Below are 15,857 nucleotides of genomic sequence, written 5' to 3' on the forward strand. Positions count from 1 at the left end.
CCCGGCCCGCCCGGGCCCCCCGCCGTGCTCCCGGGGGCCAGGCGAACCGCCTATGCCGCATCCGCCGATGCCAGCCCCCGGGCCGCCAGGGCGTCCGCCTGGCGGCGGCCCATCGCGGCGCGGTCGAAGCCCTCGATCTGCTCGTTGAACAGCCGATAGAAATTCAGCTCCGCATCGAGATGCAGGAACACGCCGCCGAGACCGATGGCGGCGCGGTCCATGAACACGAATTCGCGCGGCACCGTCACCGGCCCCCTCGCCTTGAGCGCCTGCGCCACCCGCATGGCCTCGCGCCGGCCATACTCGGCCGGCGAGACGCCATCGGCGATGCGGCGCACCCGGTCGGTCAGGAGCGGCCCGTAGATGAAGCGCGCCCAGATGTTGAGGATCTCGATCAGTTCCGTGTCGAGGCCGCGGAAGCCCCAGCTTTCATAGGCCGAGACGATCCGGTCGCGATCCTCCGCCATCAGGCCGCGATAGAGATCGATCACGCCCTCCACGAAGCGCGGCGGGAAGATGCGGATGCAGCCGTAGTCGAGCAGGTTGATCCCGGTCGGCGTCCCGTCGGCATCGTCGAAGACCGTGTAGTTGCCGAGATGCGGATCGCCATGGATCACGCCGAAATGGCTGAACGGATACCACCAAGCCTTGAACATGGCGGTGGCCAGACGGTTGCGGGTGTCCTGCCCGGCCTCGCGATGGCTGAGGATCGGCCGGCCGTCGAGCCAGTTCATGGTCAGGAGGCGGCGGGTCGACAGGGCGGGGACCGGAGCCGGCACGCGAATGTCCGGGTCGCCGTCGAAGATGCCCGCATAGAGACCCATGTGACGGGCCTCGCGGCCATAGTCGAGTTCCTCGCGGATACGCGCAGCGATCTCCTGACGGATCTCGGTCGTGTCGATGGCCGGCCGCATCCGCGCATGCAGCGCGAAGATGACGCCGAGCTGCTTCAGGTCCGCCTCTACCGCCGATTCCATGTCCGGATACTGAAGCTTGACGGCCAGCCGCGCCCCGTCATGGCCGGTCGCCCGATGCACCTGCCCGAGCGAGGCGGCATGGGCCGGCTGGTGCTCGAAATCGGCGAACCGGCGCTCCCAGCCGAGCCCGAGTTCGGCGGTCATGCGCCGCTTGACGAAGGCCCAGCCCATGGCCGGCGCATCGGCCTGCAGGCGCATCAGCTCCGCCGCCCATTCGGGCGGGATAGCATCCGGGATGGTCGCCAGCAATTGGGCGACCTTCATCAGCGGCCCCTTCAGCTGGCCAAGCGCGGCAGCGAGCAGTTCGCCCTCACGCCGCAAGTCCGGATCGCCGCCGAACAGCCGCGCCCCGGCAATCCGCGCCGCCGCCGACCCGATCCCGGTGCCGACCCGCGCATAGCGCGAGACGCGGCCCGAGAGGCGGTTCTTTTCATCGTCCTGGGATGAGGTCATCTGTTCCTGCTGAGTCCTCAGGCAGTGCACGTCCGCCCGATCGTCGCTGCCTTGTTGGTCGGCAGCGACGATCGCCCCCGACCGGCATCATGGCCCGTTTACGGATTCCCCGCGCCATCGGACCGATTTTCGATCCAGCGGGCGAGACCTTCCTCCGAAACCGATCCGGCAGCGAGATCCAACATGATCCGCGCCGCCTCGATCTGCGGTGGCCGGAATATCATGGCGTTCTCGCGCAGGAACAACATCAGGGTCACAAAAGCGGCCCGCGTGCTGCCCTCGACGAAGGGACGGTTGCGGGCGATTCCGAAGGCGTAGGCGGCCGCCAGAACGGCCAGACCGCCGCGCTCGTATTCCCACTTGTTGCGCGGTCGCCCCAGCGCGGATTCGAGCGCGCCTTCGTCCCGGATTCCGGCAGCCCCACCGAAACGGTCGATCTGCTTCTCATGAAGGGCGAGAACCTCGGCCTTCTCCACCCAACGCGGACCGAAACCGGCCTGCGTCCATTGGCCGAAGCCGGTCTCGACCGGCCCGGTCATTTGGCGAGTTCCTTCAGCGTATCCTTGTATTCGTCCATGATTCCGTCGACGAGCCGCATGCTCGCCTCGAATTCCGGATCGTAGGGCGTCAGACGCAATCCGCCGTCACCGTCCGGCACCGCGAAGACCACATCGCCGAGTTTCAGTCCCAGGTGCGCCAGAGCATTGCGCGGCAGGATCAGGCCCGTCGAATTGCCGATCTTCTTGATCTCCAACTTCATGGCTCGTCACTCCGCTCCGGCGTTATACGAAACGTACAACACACCTGCGGGCTCGGCACCATGACGAACGCGGCCGGCGCGATCCTTCAGGTTCGCCCACCCTACCGCGCGAGTTCGGCGATCCGCGCCAGCTCGCCGGCGACCAGATCGCGGTGCTCGTGCAGGTTCTTGTAGCGGAGCTGATCGGGGTCGAGGCTCAGGATCTGGTCGCGCAGCGAAGCGGCCAGGCGCGCGCCGTCGGGGTTGCGCTCGAAGGCCGCGAAGGGATCGACCAGGATGCGGATGGTGAAGAGCATGTCGCCCGAGACCGGGAGCCGGCGCAGCGTCTGGCGTTCGACCCGGACGAAGGCGTTCCGATCGCGCCCGAACCAGTCGCGGGGGCGCTCCTTGGATTCCGGGTGATGCAGTTCGTCGTCCGGATAGATCGACCAGTTCAGCCGCTCGACGATCACGCCAGCCTTGAGGCCGTCGAAGATGCGCTTCATGCGCACGGCCAACCGCTCGCCATAGCCCGGCACATTGTGATGCAGCGCATCGAGCGAGGCGCCGAAACGCTCGGCGAGCGACCAGGACGAGGGGAAACAGAGCGCGGCGGCGACCAGCCGGTAGCCCTCCGGACCGGCGGGCCGCATGACAACCAGATCGTCCTGAACGAGGCGCGCGGCGGTCATCAGCGGGGGCTCGCCGCCGCCCACGATGCGACGTCCGTCGTCGGCGATCACGATGCCGTCACCGTCGCGCCGGAAGCGCTCCGGGTAGCGGTCGACGAGAAACGTCGAAACCCGGTCCAGCACCTCGGCTTGCGCGTCCTCGGTCCCCGGTTCGGCCCGGAAGACGAGATCGGTCCTGTCGCGCAGGAGTGCGTTCTTCTCGTCGAGTTCGCCGATCAGGTGTTCGTCGGGCTCGAACCAACGGCCTTCGTCGATCGGGGCGAGACCGATGGAAAAGGGCTGCTTGGAACCGTCATAGGGCGTGCGGGCAAGTTGCGGCATCGAGAGATCGGATCCTGCCGAGGCGCCTGCCGCAGGGTCCGGCAGGCCGACGCGCCGACCTTAGCGAGCCGTGCTGCACTGCACTAGGGGGCGATTCAAGTCCCTGCCCCTACTTTCCGGCAAGGCTGATCACGGGATCCTTGCGCTCCGCGCAGACCGGCCCCTTCAGTCCGGAGATCGGCTCGAGCCCCGCGAACAGGACGATCGCGACATAGCCGAGCGGATCGACCACCGAGAGGGCACCGTCCTGGGCGCCGAGCGCGCCGATCTCGCGCGCCGGGCCGGGCCGGGCATCGCGGATCTGAATGTCGGCCGTCTCGCCGCGCCGCGCCGATTCGGTGCGCACGAAATCGACCGGCCGCGTGCCGGGACCGAACAGGCAGAGCCAACTCCAGTTGCCGTTGTTGAGCGAGGCGAAGTCGATCCGGTCGGCCTTGACCTGCAGAGCCCCACGCAAAAAGGCCAAATGCGGTGGCGGCGGCACCTCGTTGCGTTCATGCCACCAATAGAGCGCCGAGATCGCCACATTGGCGAGCACGAACCCGGCCAATACGCCGCCGACAAGCATCAGGACCTGGCGCATCCGATCTCAGCCTCCCCCACCCGTTTGCGGAGCCCCACTTGGCGCCGCTCCGCGGTCAAGCCTCCATGGCTTCCAGTTCGCCGATCATCCGCTCGACCACGCCGAGGCCGAGCGACCAGAAGCCGGGGTCGGAGGCATCGAGACCGAAGGGGGCGAGCAGTTCCTTGTGATGCTTGGTGCCGCCGGCTTCCAGGAGGGCGAAATACTTGTCCTGGAAGCCCTCGGCGGCGTTCTCGTAGACCGCGTAGAGCGAATTCACGAGGCAGTCGCCGAAGGCGTAGGCGTAGACGTAGAAGGGCGAGTGGATGAAGTGCGGAATATAAGTCCAGAAGGTCTCGTAGCCGGGCCCGAGGCGGATCGACGGACCGAGGCTCTCCGCCTGCACCTCCATCCAGATCTCGCACAGCCGGTCGGCGGTCAGCTCGCCCTCGCGCCGCTCGGTATGGACCTTGCGCTCGAAGGTATAGAAGGCGATCTGGCGCACGACCGTATTCAGCATGTCCTCGACTTTCGAGGCCAGCATGGCATGCTTCTGGGCCGGGCTCTCGGCCTTGGCGAGCAAGGCCTTGAAGGTCAGCATCTCGCCGAAGACCGACGCCGTCTCGGCCAGCGTCAAGGGTGTCGGTGCCATCAGGGCGCCGTTCGGGCCGGCCAGCACCTGATGCACGCCATGGCCGAGCTCGTGGGCGAGCGTCATCACGTCGCGCGTCTTGCCCTGGTAGTTGAGCAGCACATAGGGGTGTGCGGAGGGCACGGTCGGATGCGCGAAAGCGCCCGGCGCCTTGCCGGGACGGACCGGCGCGTCGATCCAGCCACGCTCGAAGAAGCGTCCGGCAATCTCCGACATGCGCGGCGAGAAGCGCGAATAGGCGCCGAGCACGGTCTCGCGCGCCTCGCTCCACGGGATCGAGCGGGTGTCCGACTTCGGCAGCGGGGCGTTGCGGTCCCAGTGGTCGAGCTGGTCCTTGCCGAGCCACTTGGCCTTCAGAGCGTAGTAGCGGTGCGACAGCTGCGGGAAGGCGCTGCGCACGGCCGCCACCAGGGCGTCGACAACCTCGCGCTCGACCCGGTTGGCGAGATGGCGCGAATCGGCCACGTCGCCGAAGCCGCGCCAGCGATCGGAGATTTCCTTGTCCTTGGCGAGCACGTTGGTGACCAGGGCAAAGGTGCGCAGGTTCGCCTTGAAGGTCTCGGCAAGCGCATCGGAGGCCGCCTTGCGGCGGGATTCGTCGGGGTCCTGGAAGAGGTTCAGGGTCGGCTCGATCGCCAGATCCTCGTCCTCGCCGGCGACCCGGAAGCGCAGGCTGGCGATGGTCTCGTCGAAGAGCCGGTTCCAGGCGCCGCGGCCGGTGGTCGACTTCTCGTGGAACAGCTGCTCGATCTGGTCGGCGAGTTGGTGCGGCTTCTCCTTGCGGATGTCCTCCAGCCACGGCCGATAGTGACGCAGGCCCGCATCCCCGTCGATCAGGGCATCGACGGCGGCATCCTCAAGGCGGTTCAGTTCGAGTTCGAAGAAGATCAGGTGCGTCGAGGCCTGAGTGATCTTGTCCTGCAGGTCGGAATAGAACTTGGCCCGCTTCGGGTCGGTGGTGTCGCCCGAATAGACGAGGCCCGCATAGGAGACGAGGCGGCCGAGCAGTTCCTGCAGCGCCTCGTATTCCCGCAGCAGTTCGGCCAGCCGGTGCCCGGCCCCGGCCTCGGCCAGTCCCGCCAGCTTTCCCTTGGCATTCTCCTCGAAGGTCCTCGACCAGCCGAGCGCCTTGTCGAGATCACCCTTCACCTCCGGCCCATCCATCGACGGGTAGAGATCGGCAAGGTTCCATTCCGGCAACGCACCGAGATCGGCGGCGGGCTTGCGTCCCCCCTCGATGGCAGGCGCAGCGCGGCAAGACCCGTTCTTCATGGCAACCCCGACCGAAATGACCGGCCGATCCCGTCGGCCTCGCCGGACTATATGGCCTTTCGCCGCCTCCCGATCAACGTCGCCGGGCGGCTTCGCTGGCCAAGTGTTTGGAGGCCGGCGGAACCCAACCCAGCTCCCGCCGTTTGCAGTCCGTTACGAAACGACCCGCCAAGGCAAACGAACCGTTAACTCTTCGCCCCCAGGATCGGTCCCGTTTCGAAACAGATTCCAGGGTCCCATGGCCGAGCGCATTCTCATCGTCGACGACGATCCCATCCAGCGGCGCCTGCTGGAGGAGGCCGTCCGCCGCCTCGGTCATACCTCGCGCAGCGTCGACAACGGCTTGGAGGCATTGCGCATTCTGACCGGGCCGGAGGCTGCCGACATTTCGCTGGTCATCCTCGATCTGGTCATGCCGGACCTGGATGGCATGACGGTCCTGACCCGTCTCGGCAAGGCCGGCATCAGCATTCCGGTCATCGTGCAGACCAGCCAGGGCGGCATCGATGTGGTCGTCTCGGCGATGCGGGCCGGCGCGGTCGACTTCGTCGTCAAGCCGGTCGGTCCCGAACGCCTGCAGGTCTCGATCCAGAATGCGCTGAGGGTCGCCAGCCTTGAGGACGAGGTCGGCCGCATCCGGCGGGTCGAACAGGGAACCCTCGGCTTCTCCGACCTGGTCACCCGCAGCCCCGCCATGGCGCGCGTGCTGCGGCTCGGCGAGCGCGCCGCAGCCTCCAACATCCCGATCCTGATCGAAGGCGAATCGGGCGTCGGCAAGGAACTGATCGCGCGCGCCATTCAGGGCTCGTCCGACCGCCGCTCGAAGCCCTTCGTCACGGTCAATTGCGGCGCCATCCCCGAAAATCTCGTCGAATCGATCCTGTTCGGCCACGAGAAGGGGTCCTTCACCGGCGCGCTGGAGCGGCATGCCGGCAAGTTTCAGGAGGCCCACGGCGGCACCCTGTTTCTCGACGAGGTCGGCGAGTTGCCGGCCGACGTGCAGGTCAAGCTGCTGCGCGCGATCCAGGAGGGCGAGGTCGAGCCGGTCGGCGGGCGGCGCACCGTCAAGGTCGACTTCCGCCTGATCTCGGCGACAAACCGCAGCCTGCTCGACATGACCCGGCAGGGTCGGTTCCGCGAGGATCTCTACTATCGGCTCAACGTCTTCCCGGTCTGGGTGCCGCCCCTGCGCGAGCGCAAGGAGGATATCCCCGACCTGGTCCGGCACTTCGTCGCCCGCTTCGCCGCAGAGGAGAAGAAGCGACGGCTGGTCGGCGTGACCGCCGAGGCGATCGGCCTGCTGCAGCGCTACGACTGGCCCGGCAACATCCGTCAGTTGGAGAATGCGGTGTTCCGCGCCGTGGTGCTGGCCGACGACGCCAGCCATCTCGGCATCGACGAATTCCCGCAGATCGCCGCCCTGGTCGGCGAGCCCCGGCTGCCGCCGATTCTCGGCGCGGCGCCGCCGCTTCGGGACACCGCCGCCTCGAATCCGCCGCCCGATAGCCCCGCTCACGTCATTTTGACTCCGCCCTCCGCACCGCCCGCCGCCCCCGTTCCGACCTCGGCCGGGACGGCGTCGCCGATGTCCGGATGGTCGCCGGCGCCGGGCGCGTTCGCGAGCGGAACCGGCCCGGCGCCCTTCGGTTTTCTGCGCAGTCTCGACCAGAACGGGCATGTCCGGGACCTGGCCGCGATCGAGGCCGAAATGATCCGGATCGCCATCGAACACTATGGCGGTCGCATGTCAGAAGTCGCGCGACGGCTGGGCATCGGCCGGTCGACCCTCTATCGCAAGCTCAAGGAATATGGTTTCGATGACACACCGGATGTCGAAGCGGCCGAGTGAAGCCGCGCCCCGGTGCGATGGCTGTTGAAAGGAATCGCCGGCTCGGGTTTCTGCTGATGCCGGGGACATCCATTAGTTTCGGTCCTCGTTCGGGAGCCAGGCATGATCCGCCGCTCGTGGTCGCATCTCTTCTCCGGTACCGCCCTCCTCCTGCTGCTCGCCGGGAGCGCTGCTGCGGAACTGACGGGCGTCGCCCCGGGCCAGGGAACCGGCTCGGGCTTGGGCGCAGCGCCGGCCAACGACGCGCAGGACATCGCCGGGCGACTGCAGAACCCGATCAGCATGCCGACGGAGGCGCCCCCGATCGTGATCGAACCGGCGGCGCCGACGACGGCCGCCGCACCGGCCGCAGGCACGGCGCCGGCTGCCGGCGCGGCACCGGCCGGCGCCTTCAGCAACGCCCCCGGACCGGTCGGCGTGCCGCCGGGCGAATTCCGCACCCTGCCCGCCGGCCAGACCGTGGCCGCGCCCGCCCCTGCCGCGGCGCCGGCACCCGCTGTGGTGGCCCCGGCGGCGGTCGTCCCGACGGTCGTTGCGGGCGTGCCGGTTGAACGCATCGTCGAAGTGCTGAAGGCCGATCTCACCGACAAGACCCGGATCAAGGGCAGCGCCGAGGAGCGCCGCCTCCGCGGTGCCATCGCGGCCTTCTACGAGGCGCGCGACTGGCAGCCACTGTTCGTCGACGGCAACGGCCTGACCCGGCGCGCCGAACAGGCTGCCGACCGCTTCCGCCATGCTGCCGACGACGGCCTCGACCCGTCCGCCTATCTGGTCGGCCGGCCGAAGTCCGATGCCGGCGAGACCACGCTTGCGGAGTTCGAGGTCGGCTATGCCGCCGCGACGCTGCGCTACGCGATGCATGCGATGTCGGGCCGCTTCGAGCCGACGCGCCTCAGCGAACTGGCCACCGCCAAGCCGCCGCAGGTCGATCCGGCCGCCGCGTTGGCGGAGTTTGCGGCATCGTCCGATCTTTCCGCGACGCTCGAAGCCTACAATCCGCCGCACGAGGGCTACCGCCGCCTGAAGGCCAAGCTGGCCGAGATGGGCGGCTATACGCCGCCGCCGCCGGTGGTGCAGGTCCCGAACGGCCCCACCCTGCGGCCCGGCCAGAAGGACGGCCGCGTCGCGGCGCTGCGAGAGCGGCTCGGCATCGGTACGACCGCGTCGGACGGCGAGCTTTACGACGATCCGCTGGTCGAGGCCGTCAAGGCTTTCCAGAAGGAGAAGGGGCTGAAGCCGACCGGCTTGGTCGGCCCGGCAACCGTCTCGCTCCTGAACGATCCCGGCGCGGGCGGTGAGACCAAGGCGGTCGATCTGAAGCCGGCCGACATCGTCGCCAACATGGAACGCTGGCGCTGGCTGCCGCGCGAGCTCGGCTCGCTGCATGTCTTCGTCAACATTCCGGATTATCAGCTCGCGATCGTGCGCGACGGGAAGGAAGTCCACCGCACCCGGGTGATCGTCGGCCGCGTCGCCAACCAGACGCCGGTCTTCTCGGAGACGATGACCCACATCATCGTCAATCCCTACTGGAACGTGCCCGTCTCGATCCTCAAGAAGGAGATGCTGGGCAAGATTCAGGAGACGGCCGGCAGCTATCTCGACCGCGGCAATTACGAGGTCGTCGTCGGCAAGCGGGTCGTCAGCGCGAGCGAGGTCGACTGGGCCAACGTCAATCCGAATGCCGTCTCGGTCCGCCAGCGCCCGGGTGGCGGGAATGCCCTCGGCAACATCAAGTTCATGTTCCCGAACCAGCATTCCGTCTACCTGCACGACACTTCGTCGCGCGGCCTGTTCACCCAGACCTACCGGGCGCTGTCGCATGGCTGCGTGCGCGTGCACGAGCCCTTCGCCTTCGCCGACGCGCTCCTCGCCGAGGAGCCGGGCGGCCTCGACGGCAAGCAGTTGAAGGGCATGATCGGCGGCGGCGAAAAGTATCTCTGGCTGAAGCGCAAGCTCGAGGTGCATCTCGCCTACTTCACGGCCTTCGTCGGCCCGGACGGCAAGCTCGAAAGCCGCGCCGACATTTATGGCCACAATGCCCGGACCAAGCGGCTGCTCGGCATCTGACCGGTGCCGCTCCGGGTCGGGTCGGACTGCAAAGGGAAGCCGGCCGGCGATGCGCCGGGCGGTTTCAAGGGGGTCCGATGCCCCCTTTACGTTCATGACCAGATGAATCGAGACCGAGCCGGATGGGGTCCGGAGCCCGCAATGGGGATCGGAAAACTGCGATCGGGGCGTTCGTCATCTTTTCAGCGCATTCGGTTCTAGGGTAAATGCTTCATTAACCAGTCGCAGCGAATGTGGGCCGATCGGGGTGGTACCAAGTTGCGGGGTCAGGAACCCTCGCCTACCTCGGGGTAGCAGGCTGAACAGAGTGGTCGAACGGGGCGCATGTCGAACGGTTATCGCCTCCACCGCACCGGGCTTGGCGTCGCAGCCGCGGTGCTGATTGGCTCCGCCGCGGTCGCCAAGGCCGAGACGCGCGCGCTCAGCCTCTACAACACCCACACCCAGGAACGCGCGACGATCGTCTTCAAGCGCGACGGATCGTACGATCAGGCCGGACTGCAGGAGCTGAACCGCCTGCTTAGGGATTGGCGGCGCAACGAGTCCACCAAGATGGACCCGCAGCTGTTCGACCTGATCTGGGAGGTCTATCGCGACACCGGCGCGCGCGACCCGATCCACATCGTCTGCGGCTACCGTTCGCCCACCACCAACAACATGCTGCGTTCCCGCTCGCGCGGCGTCGCCAAGTTCAGCCAGCACACGCTCGGCAAGGCGATGGACTTCTATTTGCCCGACGTGCCGCTGGACAAGCTCCGCGCGGTCGGCATGCGCAAGCAGTTCGGCGGCGTCGGCTTCTATCCGACCTCGGGCTCGCCCTTCGTCCACATGGATACCGGCAGCGTGCGCGCCTGGCCGCGCATGACGCGCGAGCAGCTGGTTGCGCTGTTCCCGGACGGCAAGACCGCCCACCTGCCCGCCGACGGCAATCCGCTGCCGCGCTACTCGGAGGCGCTCGCCGAGGTTCAGGCGCGCAAGGGGCGCGGCGAGACGGCCGTGGCCTCCGCCGGCGGTTCCGGCGGACGCAGTTTCCTGGCCTCCTTCTTCGGTGGCGGCAACAAGGCCGCAGAGGCCGGCGACGACGATGAAGAGGGCGCAGCACCGGCCCGGGTCCAGACCCTGCGCCAGGGGCCGCCGCCGCCCGGTTCGCGCGCCGTCGCGGACGCCGGCGAGAGCTTCAGCCCGTCGACGGCGACCAAGTCCGGCGCTGCGGGCACTGCTGGCAGCACCGCGCCGGGTTCGCTGGTCGCCCTGCCCCTGCCGGTTCCGGCGCCGCGCGCACCGGGTTCCCTGGTCGCCGGAAATCAGGGCCCGAACGGCACGCCGGTGGGCTGGATACAGGGGCCGGCCGGGATCGTCCCGGCAACCGCCGGCGCCGTCCAGTCCGTCGACATGCCCGTGCCGGCGCCGAAGCCGGGAACGCAACTGGCCGCCGCCGCGCCGACCATCGGGACGCCGCTGCCCGCAGGATATGCCCAGCCGCGCGGCAAGCCCGGCACCAACTACGCCGCGCTGCCGCCGTCCGCCGCGCCGGCGAGCCAAGCCATCGCGATGGCCACCGGCGCCCAGGATCCAACCATCGCCGCCTCCGCGCTCGGCTATGCGCCGATCCTGCCGACGCCCAAGCCCGCCTACGAGCCGATGCCGGTCGCCGAAATCCGCTCCGGCGGTGGCGGTTCGTCGGTCCAGGCTGCCACCTTCGCTCAGTCAACCGCACCGCGCCCGCAGGCCGGCGGCGGTGTCGTCCTGGCGGCCCTGCCGGCGGCGACGACCGGTGCGATCTCGGCGACGGATGCCGGCGCAGCCCGGCTCGCAGTGCCGCCGGCGCCGGCCAGCCGCCCGGCCGCCAAGGGCGATCGCGCCGATCCGCTCGCGCGTCTGGTCGGTCGGACCGGCGAGCGGACGGAACCGAAACTGCTCGACAGCGCAACGACCCGGATGGCCGCGTTCGGCGAATTGCGCCATCCGGACCAGGAGCATCTGCCGCAATTGTTGACCAAGCCGGCGCTGCTGGTCGTGTCCCACTTCGGCAACGGCTCGGGCGACCTGCGCAGCGACCGCTTCAGCGGCCCGGCGGTCGCGGCGCTGTCGATCGTCAAGACCGATTGACCGCGCCGCCCGGCCAGGGCGCGCCCGATGCGATGACCAGAAAGGCCCGGCGGGTTCCCCCGCCGGGCCTTTCTCTGTCGGCACCTCGACGACGAGCGGTGATCAGAGGTCGGCGTAGTGGTCGGCGCCGACGAACGCGATGCGCAGCATGTTGGTCGACCCGGGCGTCCCGAACGGCACGCCGCCGGAAATGATGATGCGCTGGCCGGGCTTCGAGAAGCCCTCCCGGAAGGCGAGCCCGGTCGCACGCGAGACCATGTCGTCGAAATCGCGCGCATCCTCGGAGATGACCGAATGCAGCCCCCAGACCAGCGACAGGCGACGGGCCATGTCCGGATCGGGCGAGATGGCGACCAGCGGCGGGAACGGCCGCTCGCGGGCGATGCGCAGGCCCGTGGAGCCCGACATGGTGAAGCAGACGATGGCCGACAGGTTCAGCGTCTCGGCGATCTGGCGGGCCGCCGCCGCGATGGCGTCGGCCCCGGTCGCTTCCGGCTCGGAACGCTGCGCGGCGATGATGCCGCGATAGGTCGGATCCTTCTCCACCTCACGCGCGATCGCATCCATCATGGCGACCGCCTCGACCGGATACTTGCCGGCCGCCGATTCGGCGGACAGCATGATCGCGTCGGCGCCCTCGAACACCGCGATCGACACATCCGAGACCTCCGCGCGGGTCGGAACCGGCGAGGCGATCATGCTTTCGAGCATCTGGGTCGCGACCACCACGGGCTTGCCAGCGCGACGGCAGGCACGCGTCATCTGCTTCTGCAGGCCCGGGACGCGCTCGATCGGCAGTTCCACGCCGAGATCGCCGCGTGCCACCATGATGGCGTCGGACAATTCGACGATCTCCGTGAGCCGGTCGATCGCCTGCGGCTTTTCGATCTTCGCCATGATGCCCGCACGGTTGCGCGTCACCTTGCGCGCTTCGGCGAGATCCTCGGGCCGCTGCACGAAGGACAGCGCGATCCAGTCGACGCCGATATCGAGCGCCGCGTCGAGATCGGCGCGGTCCTTCTCGGTCATGGCACCGATCGGAATGGTGGTGTCGGGCAGGCTGACGCCCTTGCGGTCGGAGACGCGGCCGGCGACCTCGACGCGGGCATGGATCGCCCGTTCGCCGTCCTTGGCCGTGCAGCGCAGCAGCACCTTGCCGTCGTCGACCAGCAGCCGGTGGCCCGGCTCGACCGCCGACAGGATCTCGGGATGCGGCAGGTAGACCCGCGTCCGGTCGCCCGGCGTCGGATCGGCATCGAGCGTGAACTCGTCGCCGATCTTCAATTCCTGCGGCCCACCCGCGAAGGTGCCGAGGCGCAGCTTCGGACCCTGCAGGTCGGCCAGGATGCCGATCGGCCGGCCGGTCTTCACGTCGAGCGCACGAATGATGCCGACCAGCTCGCGCAGGCGATCGTGGCTGGTATGGCTCATGTTGATGCGGAAGACATCGGCTCCGGCCATGAACAGCCGTTCGATCGTGGCACTGTCGCTCGAGGCCGGGCCCAGCGTGGCCACGATCTTCACACGTCTCTTGCGCCGCATGGCCGCCGCCGCCTCCCCTGCCGGTCCGGCGCTTCATCGCCGGTTATCCGAGTGATGCGGCAGGAAGACCCTGCGATGCAAGATAATGCAAGAGCCCGCGACGCCTTTCGGTGTCGCCGCGACCGTCCGCCGCGACGTCCGGTCCGGCCAAGCCTCGCCGCCGAAAGTCGGTCACGGATCCGTCAACCGCCTCGAAAGTCGAGATTTTCAGTCCTGGGTTCGGCAGAACGGCCGGAGCCGAAGGGATTGCCGGCCGGTGTCCGGGGATGCCCGCCTGCGACGATGGTCGAAGGCGGCTCAGCGCCAGCGTTCGACGATCCGGAGCGCGGCCCACGCTCCGAGGACGGTCGCCACCATGCCACCGGCGAGCGCCAGCGACATCAAGGGCTCGCCCGACTTGGCCACCGAGCTCTCCACGGTCGCAACGCTGCCGAGCAGCATGACCACCAGGAAGCCACCGATTTGAGCGGCCAGGACCGCACCGAAGAAAGAGACGACGATATTCACGATCCAGCCGGCGACACGGCGCTTGTGCATCCAGGCCTCGTGGATGCCCACAGCCAGGGCTGCGGCGACGAAGACAACCGCAATCGCCAGGGACCCGCCGACGCTGGCCATCGGGATCGAGCGGGTCCATTGAAGAAGCAGGATGGAGAGCACGGCCAGAGACAGGATGTAGCGCACGGACTTTGTCCTTCCCTTACGCCTGCCTCTAGCGGCCCTCCCCCGCATGGTCTGCGGGGCGGCCCGAGGCCTGGTCATCACGGGCAGCGTCGACTTTCGGAGCCTCCGCCCATATCGCGACCGCATGACGGCACAGGGTGATTCGGGAGATAGCCAAGCCTCGGGGATTGTGACCGACTCGAGAAGGATACTCGGCCGCCGGTCGCAGCATCCGTCGCGCTACTGGCTGCCGGCCGTGCCGAGGCCGGCACGGCCCGGCTCGGTCAACTGGACGGTCCAGCTGCGCTGCTCGCCGGTGTCGATCTCGAAGAAGCCGGTGCGCTCGAAGCCGCGCTTCAGGCAGTCTTCGATACCGCGGATCGTGAAGGTCTTTTCCTGGGTGCACATGAAGGAGCGGCCGCTCCATTCGCCGCCCCGATCGTAATCGATCGCATAGATATAATAATACCGCGAAACGAGTGGTCCGGCGAGCAAGGTCTCGCAGGATGAAGCCGGCAGGTTCCACCAGCCTTCCGTCGCCCAGGCGGTTTGATCCTTGTAGCCGACGGCGATGCCGATCCGGCTCGAGGTCTTGTTGCAGATGCGCAGATCAGCCTTTGCTTCCGTTGCGGACAATGCGGAAGCGGCGACGATCGCTGCAGCGATGGTCGAAACCGTAAGGAAGGACCTCCGGCCGAAGCGCGGACGGAGACAGGCAGATGACAGGAAGCTTCGCATCGCGTCCGGATCGGAGGGGTTCATCACGGAGGGGACAGAAGTCAAAGCGTCTCGTCCGGTGACCAGTCGATTTCGGGTGCGGAGGATGCCTGCTCGTCCCGGTCTTGTCCAGACGAACGGCTTCCCCCATGGCGAGGCTGACGAAAGGGCGGGACAATTGCGGCAGAAAATCGGCCGACCGAACGGTCAGCGCCGCCCGGCCGGTCGCGAGCCGGCGGACGGCCGACGCGCGGGCCTCAGGTTCTCGGCCTCGCGATCCAGATCCCGGCGAGAATCCCGGCGCCGCCGAGCAGTTCGAGCGGCCCCAGCGCCTCGCCGTAGATCAGCCAGCCGAACAGCGCCCCGGCGACCGCCTCCAGGAAGATGACCAGCGACGAGAAGGCCGCCGACAGGTGGCCGAGCGCGAAGGCCAAGAGCCCCTGCCCGCCGGCATGGCTGACCCAGGCCATCAGCACCAGGGCGCCGGCGCCGAGCCAGCCGGCGGGCAGCCAGCTGTTCTCCATCACGCCGGCGACCACGGCGAGGGCGGCCGCGGTCACGATCGTCGACCGGAAGAGCACGGCGCCGGCGGGCGCTGTACGACGGGCGACACGGACCGCCAGGAAATAGAGCCCGAAGAAGAACGAGGTGCCGATGCCGAAGAGATCGCCGAGGAATCGCTCCGGCGCATAGCTGGAACTCGACCCGACCAGCACGGCGCCGCCGGCGACGCAGATCGCCAGGCCGAGGATGGTCGGACGCGTGACCGGCTCGCCGATGAACAGGCTGGAGAAGGCCGCCACCCAGATCGGCGCCATGGTGGCCAGCAGCGTGGCGTTGGTGATGGTCGTCTTCAGGACGGCCAGATGCCAGAAGAACAGGTCGCCGGCGAAGAGCAGGCCGACCACCACCATCTGCCAGGTCCAGCCCGGATCCGGCTGGCCTGAGCGACTGAGTTCGAGGCGAGCCCAGATCCACAACAGCGGCAGGGCCAGGAAGACGCGGTAGAAGGCACTGGTGAAGGGACCGACATCGGCGGCGCCGGCGACGCGGACGAAGACCGGCGAGATCGCCATGGCGACGGCGCCGGCGACGAGGGCGGCCACGGCGATGAGAACGACCGTCGAGGGTCGGCCCGGGCGGGCGGTGATGGTCATGGCGGGGCAGGCTTCCGACGAACCGGGGGAGGATGCTCGAGGCGCGGGCTCTGGCGGCACGGGCTGCGCGTCACTATCATTC

General features: G+C 68.4%; 13 protein-coding genes. 3 read left to right on the forward strand and 10 right to left on the reverse strand.

What is annotated here, in order from left to right; genetic code table 11:
* Nucleotides 1-50: 50 nt before the first annotated feature.
* The 6 genes from KL771_RS05320 to KL771_RS05345 all read right to left on the reverse strand — a co-directional run bounded on the left by KL771_RS05320 (nucleotide 51) and on the right by KL771_RS05345 (nucleotide 5,668).
* Nucleotides 51-1,430 (reverse strand): ABC1 kinase family protein, encoded by a 1,380-nt coding sequence (locus tag KL771_RS05320; RefSeq protein ID WP_261967500.1) that lies wholly within the window; start codon nucleotides 1,428-1,430, stop codon nucleotides 51-53.
* 98 nt (nucleotides 1,431-1,528) lie between these two features.
* Nucleotides 1,529-1,969 (reverse strand): type II toxin-antitoxin system death-on-curing family toxin, encoded by a 441-nt coding sequence (locus KL771_RS05325; protein ID WP_261967501.1) that lies wholly within the window; start codon nucleotides 1,967-1,969, stop codon nucleotides 1,529-1,531.
* Nucleotides 1,966-2,190: an AbrB/MazE/SpoVT family DNA-binding domain-containing protein gene (locus tag KL771_RS05330; RefSeq protein ID WP_261967502.1), complete on the reverse strand. Its 225-nt coding sequence runs from the start codon at nucleotides 2,188-2,190 to the stop codon at nucleotides 1,966-1,968. The genes KL771_RS05325 and KL771_RS05330 overlap by 4 nt, the downstream gene beginning before the upstream one ends.
* 101 nt (nucleotides 2,191-2,291) lie before the next feature.
* Nucleotides 2,292-3,182, reverse strand: coding sequence for a heme-dependent oxidative N-demethylase family protein (locus KL771_RS05335; protein WP_261967503.1), 891 nt, complete (start codon nucleotides 3,180-3,182; stop codon nucleotides 2,292-2,294).
* Nucleotides 3,183-3,291: 109 nt separating this feature from the next.
* The gene (locus KL771_RS05340) at nucleotides 3,292-3,765 is read right to left on the reverse strand and encodes a hypothetical protein (protein WP_261967504.1); all 474 of its coding nucleotides are present in this window, start codon (nucleotides 3,763-3,765) and stop codon (nucleotides 3,292-3,294) included.
* A gap of 55 nt (nucleotides 3,766-3,820) precedes the next feature.
* Entirely contained in the window at nucleotides 3,821-5,668 is a 1,848-nt protein-coding gene (locus KL771_RS05345; RefSeq protein WP_261967505.1) for a M3 family oligoendopeptidase, read from the reverse strand.
* Nucleotides 5,669-5,906: 238 nt separating this feature from the next.
* Between KL771_RS05345 and KL771_RS05350 the strand changes: the two genes are divergently transcribed.
* The 3 genes from KL771_RS05350 (at nucleotide 5,907) to KL771_RS05360 (ending at nucleotide 11,696) form a co-directional block, all read left to right on the forward strand.
* On the forward strand, nucleotides 5,907-7,517 hold the full coding sequence (locus tag KL771_RS05350; RefSeq protein ID WP_261967506.1) for a sigma-54-dependent transcriptional regulator: 1,611 nt from the start codon (nucleotides 5,907-5,909) through the stop codon (nucleotides 7,515-7,517).
* Nucleotides 7,518-7,619: 102 nt separating this feature from the next.
* A complete protein-coding gene (locus tag KL771_RS05355; RefSeq protein ID WP_261967507.1) occupies nucleotides 7,620-9,587 on the forward strand; it encodes a L,D-transpeptidase family protein in 1,968 nt (655 codons plus the stop codon).
* 324 nt (nucleotides 9,588-9,911) lie between these two features.
* Entirely contained in the window at nucleotides 9,912-11,696 is a 1,785-nt protein-coding gene (locus KL771_RS05360; RefSeq protein ID WP_261967508.1) for a DUF882 domain-containing protein, read from the forward strand.
* Nucleotides 11,697-11,798: 102 nt separating this feature from the next.
* On the opposite strand, the gene pyk is transcribed toward KL771_RS05360, so the two are convergent.
* From pyk to KL771_RS05380, 4 genes are all read right to left on the reverse strand, one after another.
* Nucleotides 11,799-13,238 (reverse strand): pyruvate kinase, encoded by a 1,440-nt coding sequence (gene pyk, locus KL771_RS05365; RefSeq protein ID WP_261967509.1) that lies wholly within the window; start codon nucleotides 13,236-13,238, stop codon nucleotides 11,799-11,801.
* A gap of 297 nt (nucleotides 13,239-13,535) precedes the next feature.
* A complete protein-coding gene (locus KL771_RS05370) occupies nucleotides 13,536-13,922 on the reverse strand; it encodes a hypothetical protein (RefSeq protein ID WP_261967510.1) in 387 nt (128 codons plus the stop codon).
* Nucleotides 13,923-14,141: 219 nt separating this feature from the next.
* Nucleotides 14,142-14,639, reverse strand: a complete 498-nt coding sequence (locus tag KL771_RS05375) for a DUF1036 domain-containing protein (protein WP_261967511.1) — start codon at nucleotides 14,637-14,639, stop codon at nucleotides 14,142-14,144.
* Between the two features lie 236 nt (nucleotides 14,640-14,875).
* The gene (locus KL771_RS05380) at nucleotides 14,876-15,775 is read right to left on the reverse strand and encodes a DMT family transporter (RefSeq protein ID WP_261967512.1); all 900 of its coding nucleotides are present in this window, start codon (nucleotides 15,773-15,775) and stop codon (nucleotides 14,876-14,878) included.
* Nucleotides 15,776-15,857 lie beyond the last annotated feature (82 nt).

Source organism: Prosthecodimorpha staleyi (genome assembly GCF_018729455.1).
Taxonomy (GTDB): domain Bacteria; phylum Pseudomonadota; class Alphaproteobacteria; order Rhizobiales; family Ancalomicrobiaceae; genus Prosthecodimorpha; species Prosthecodimorpha staleyi.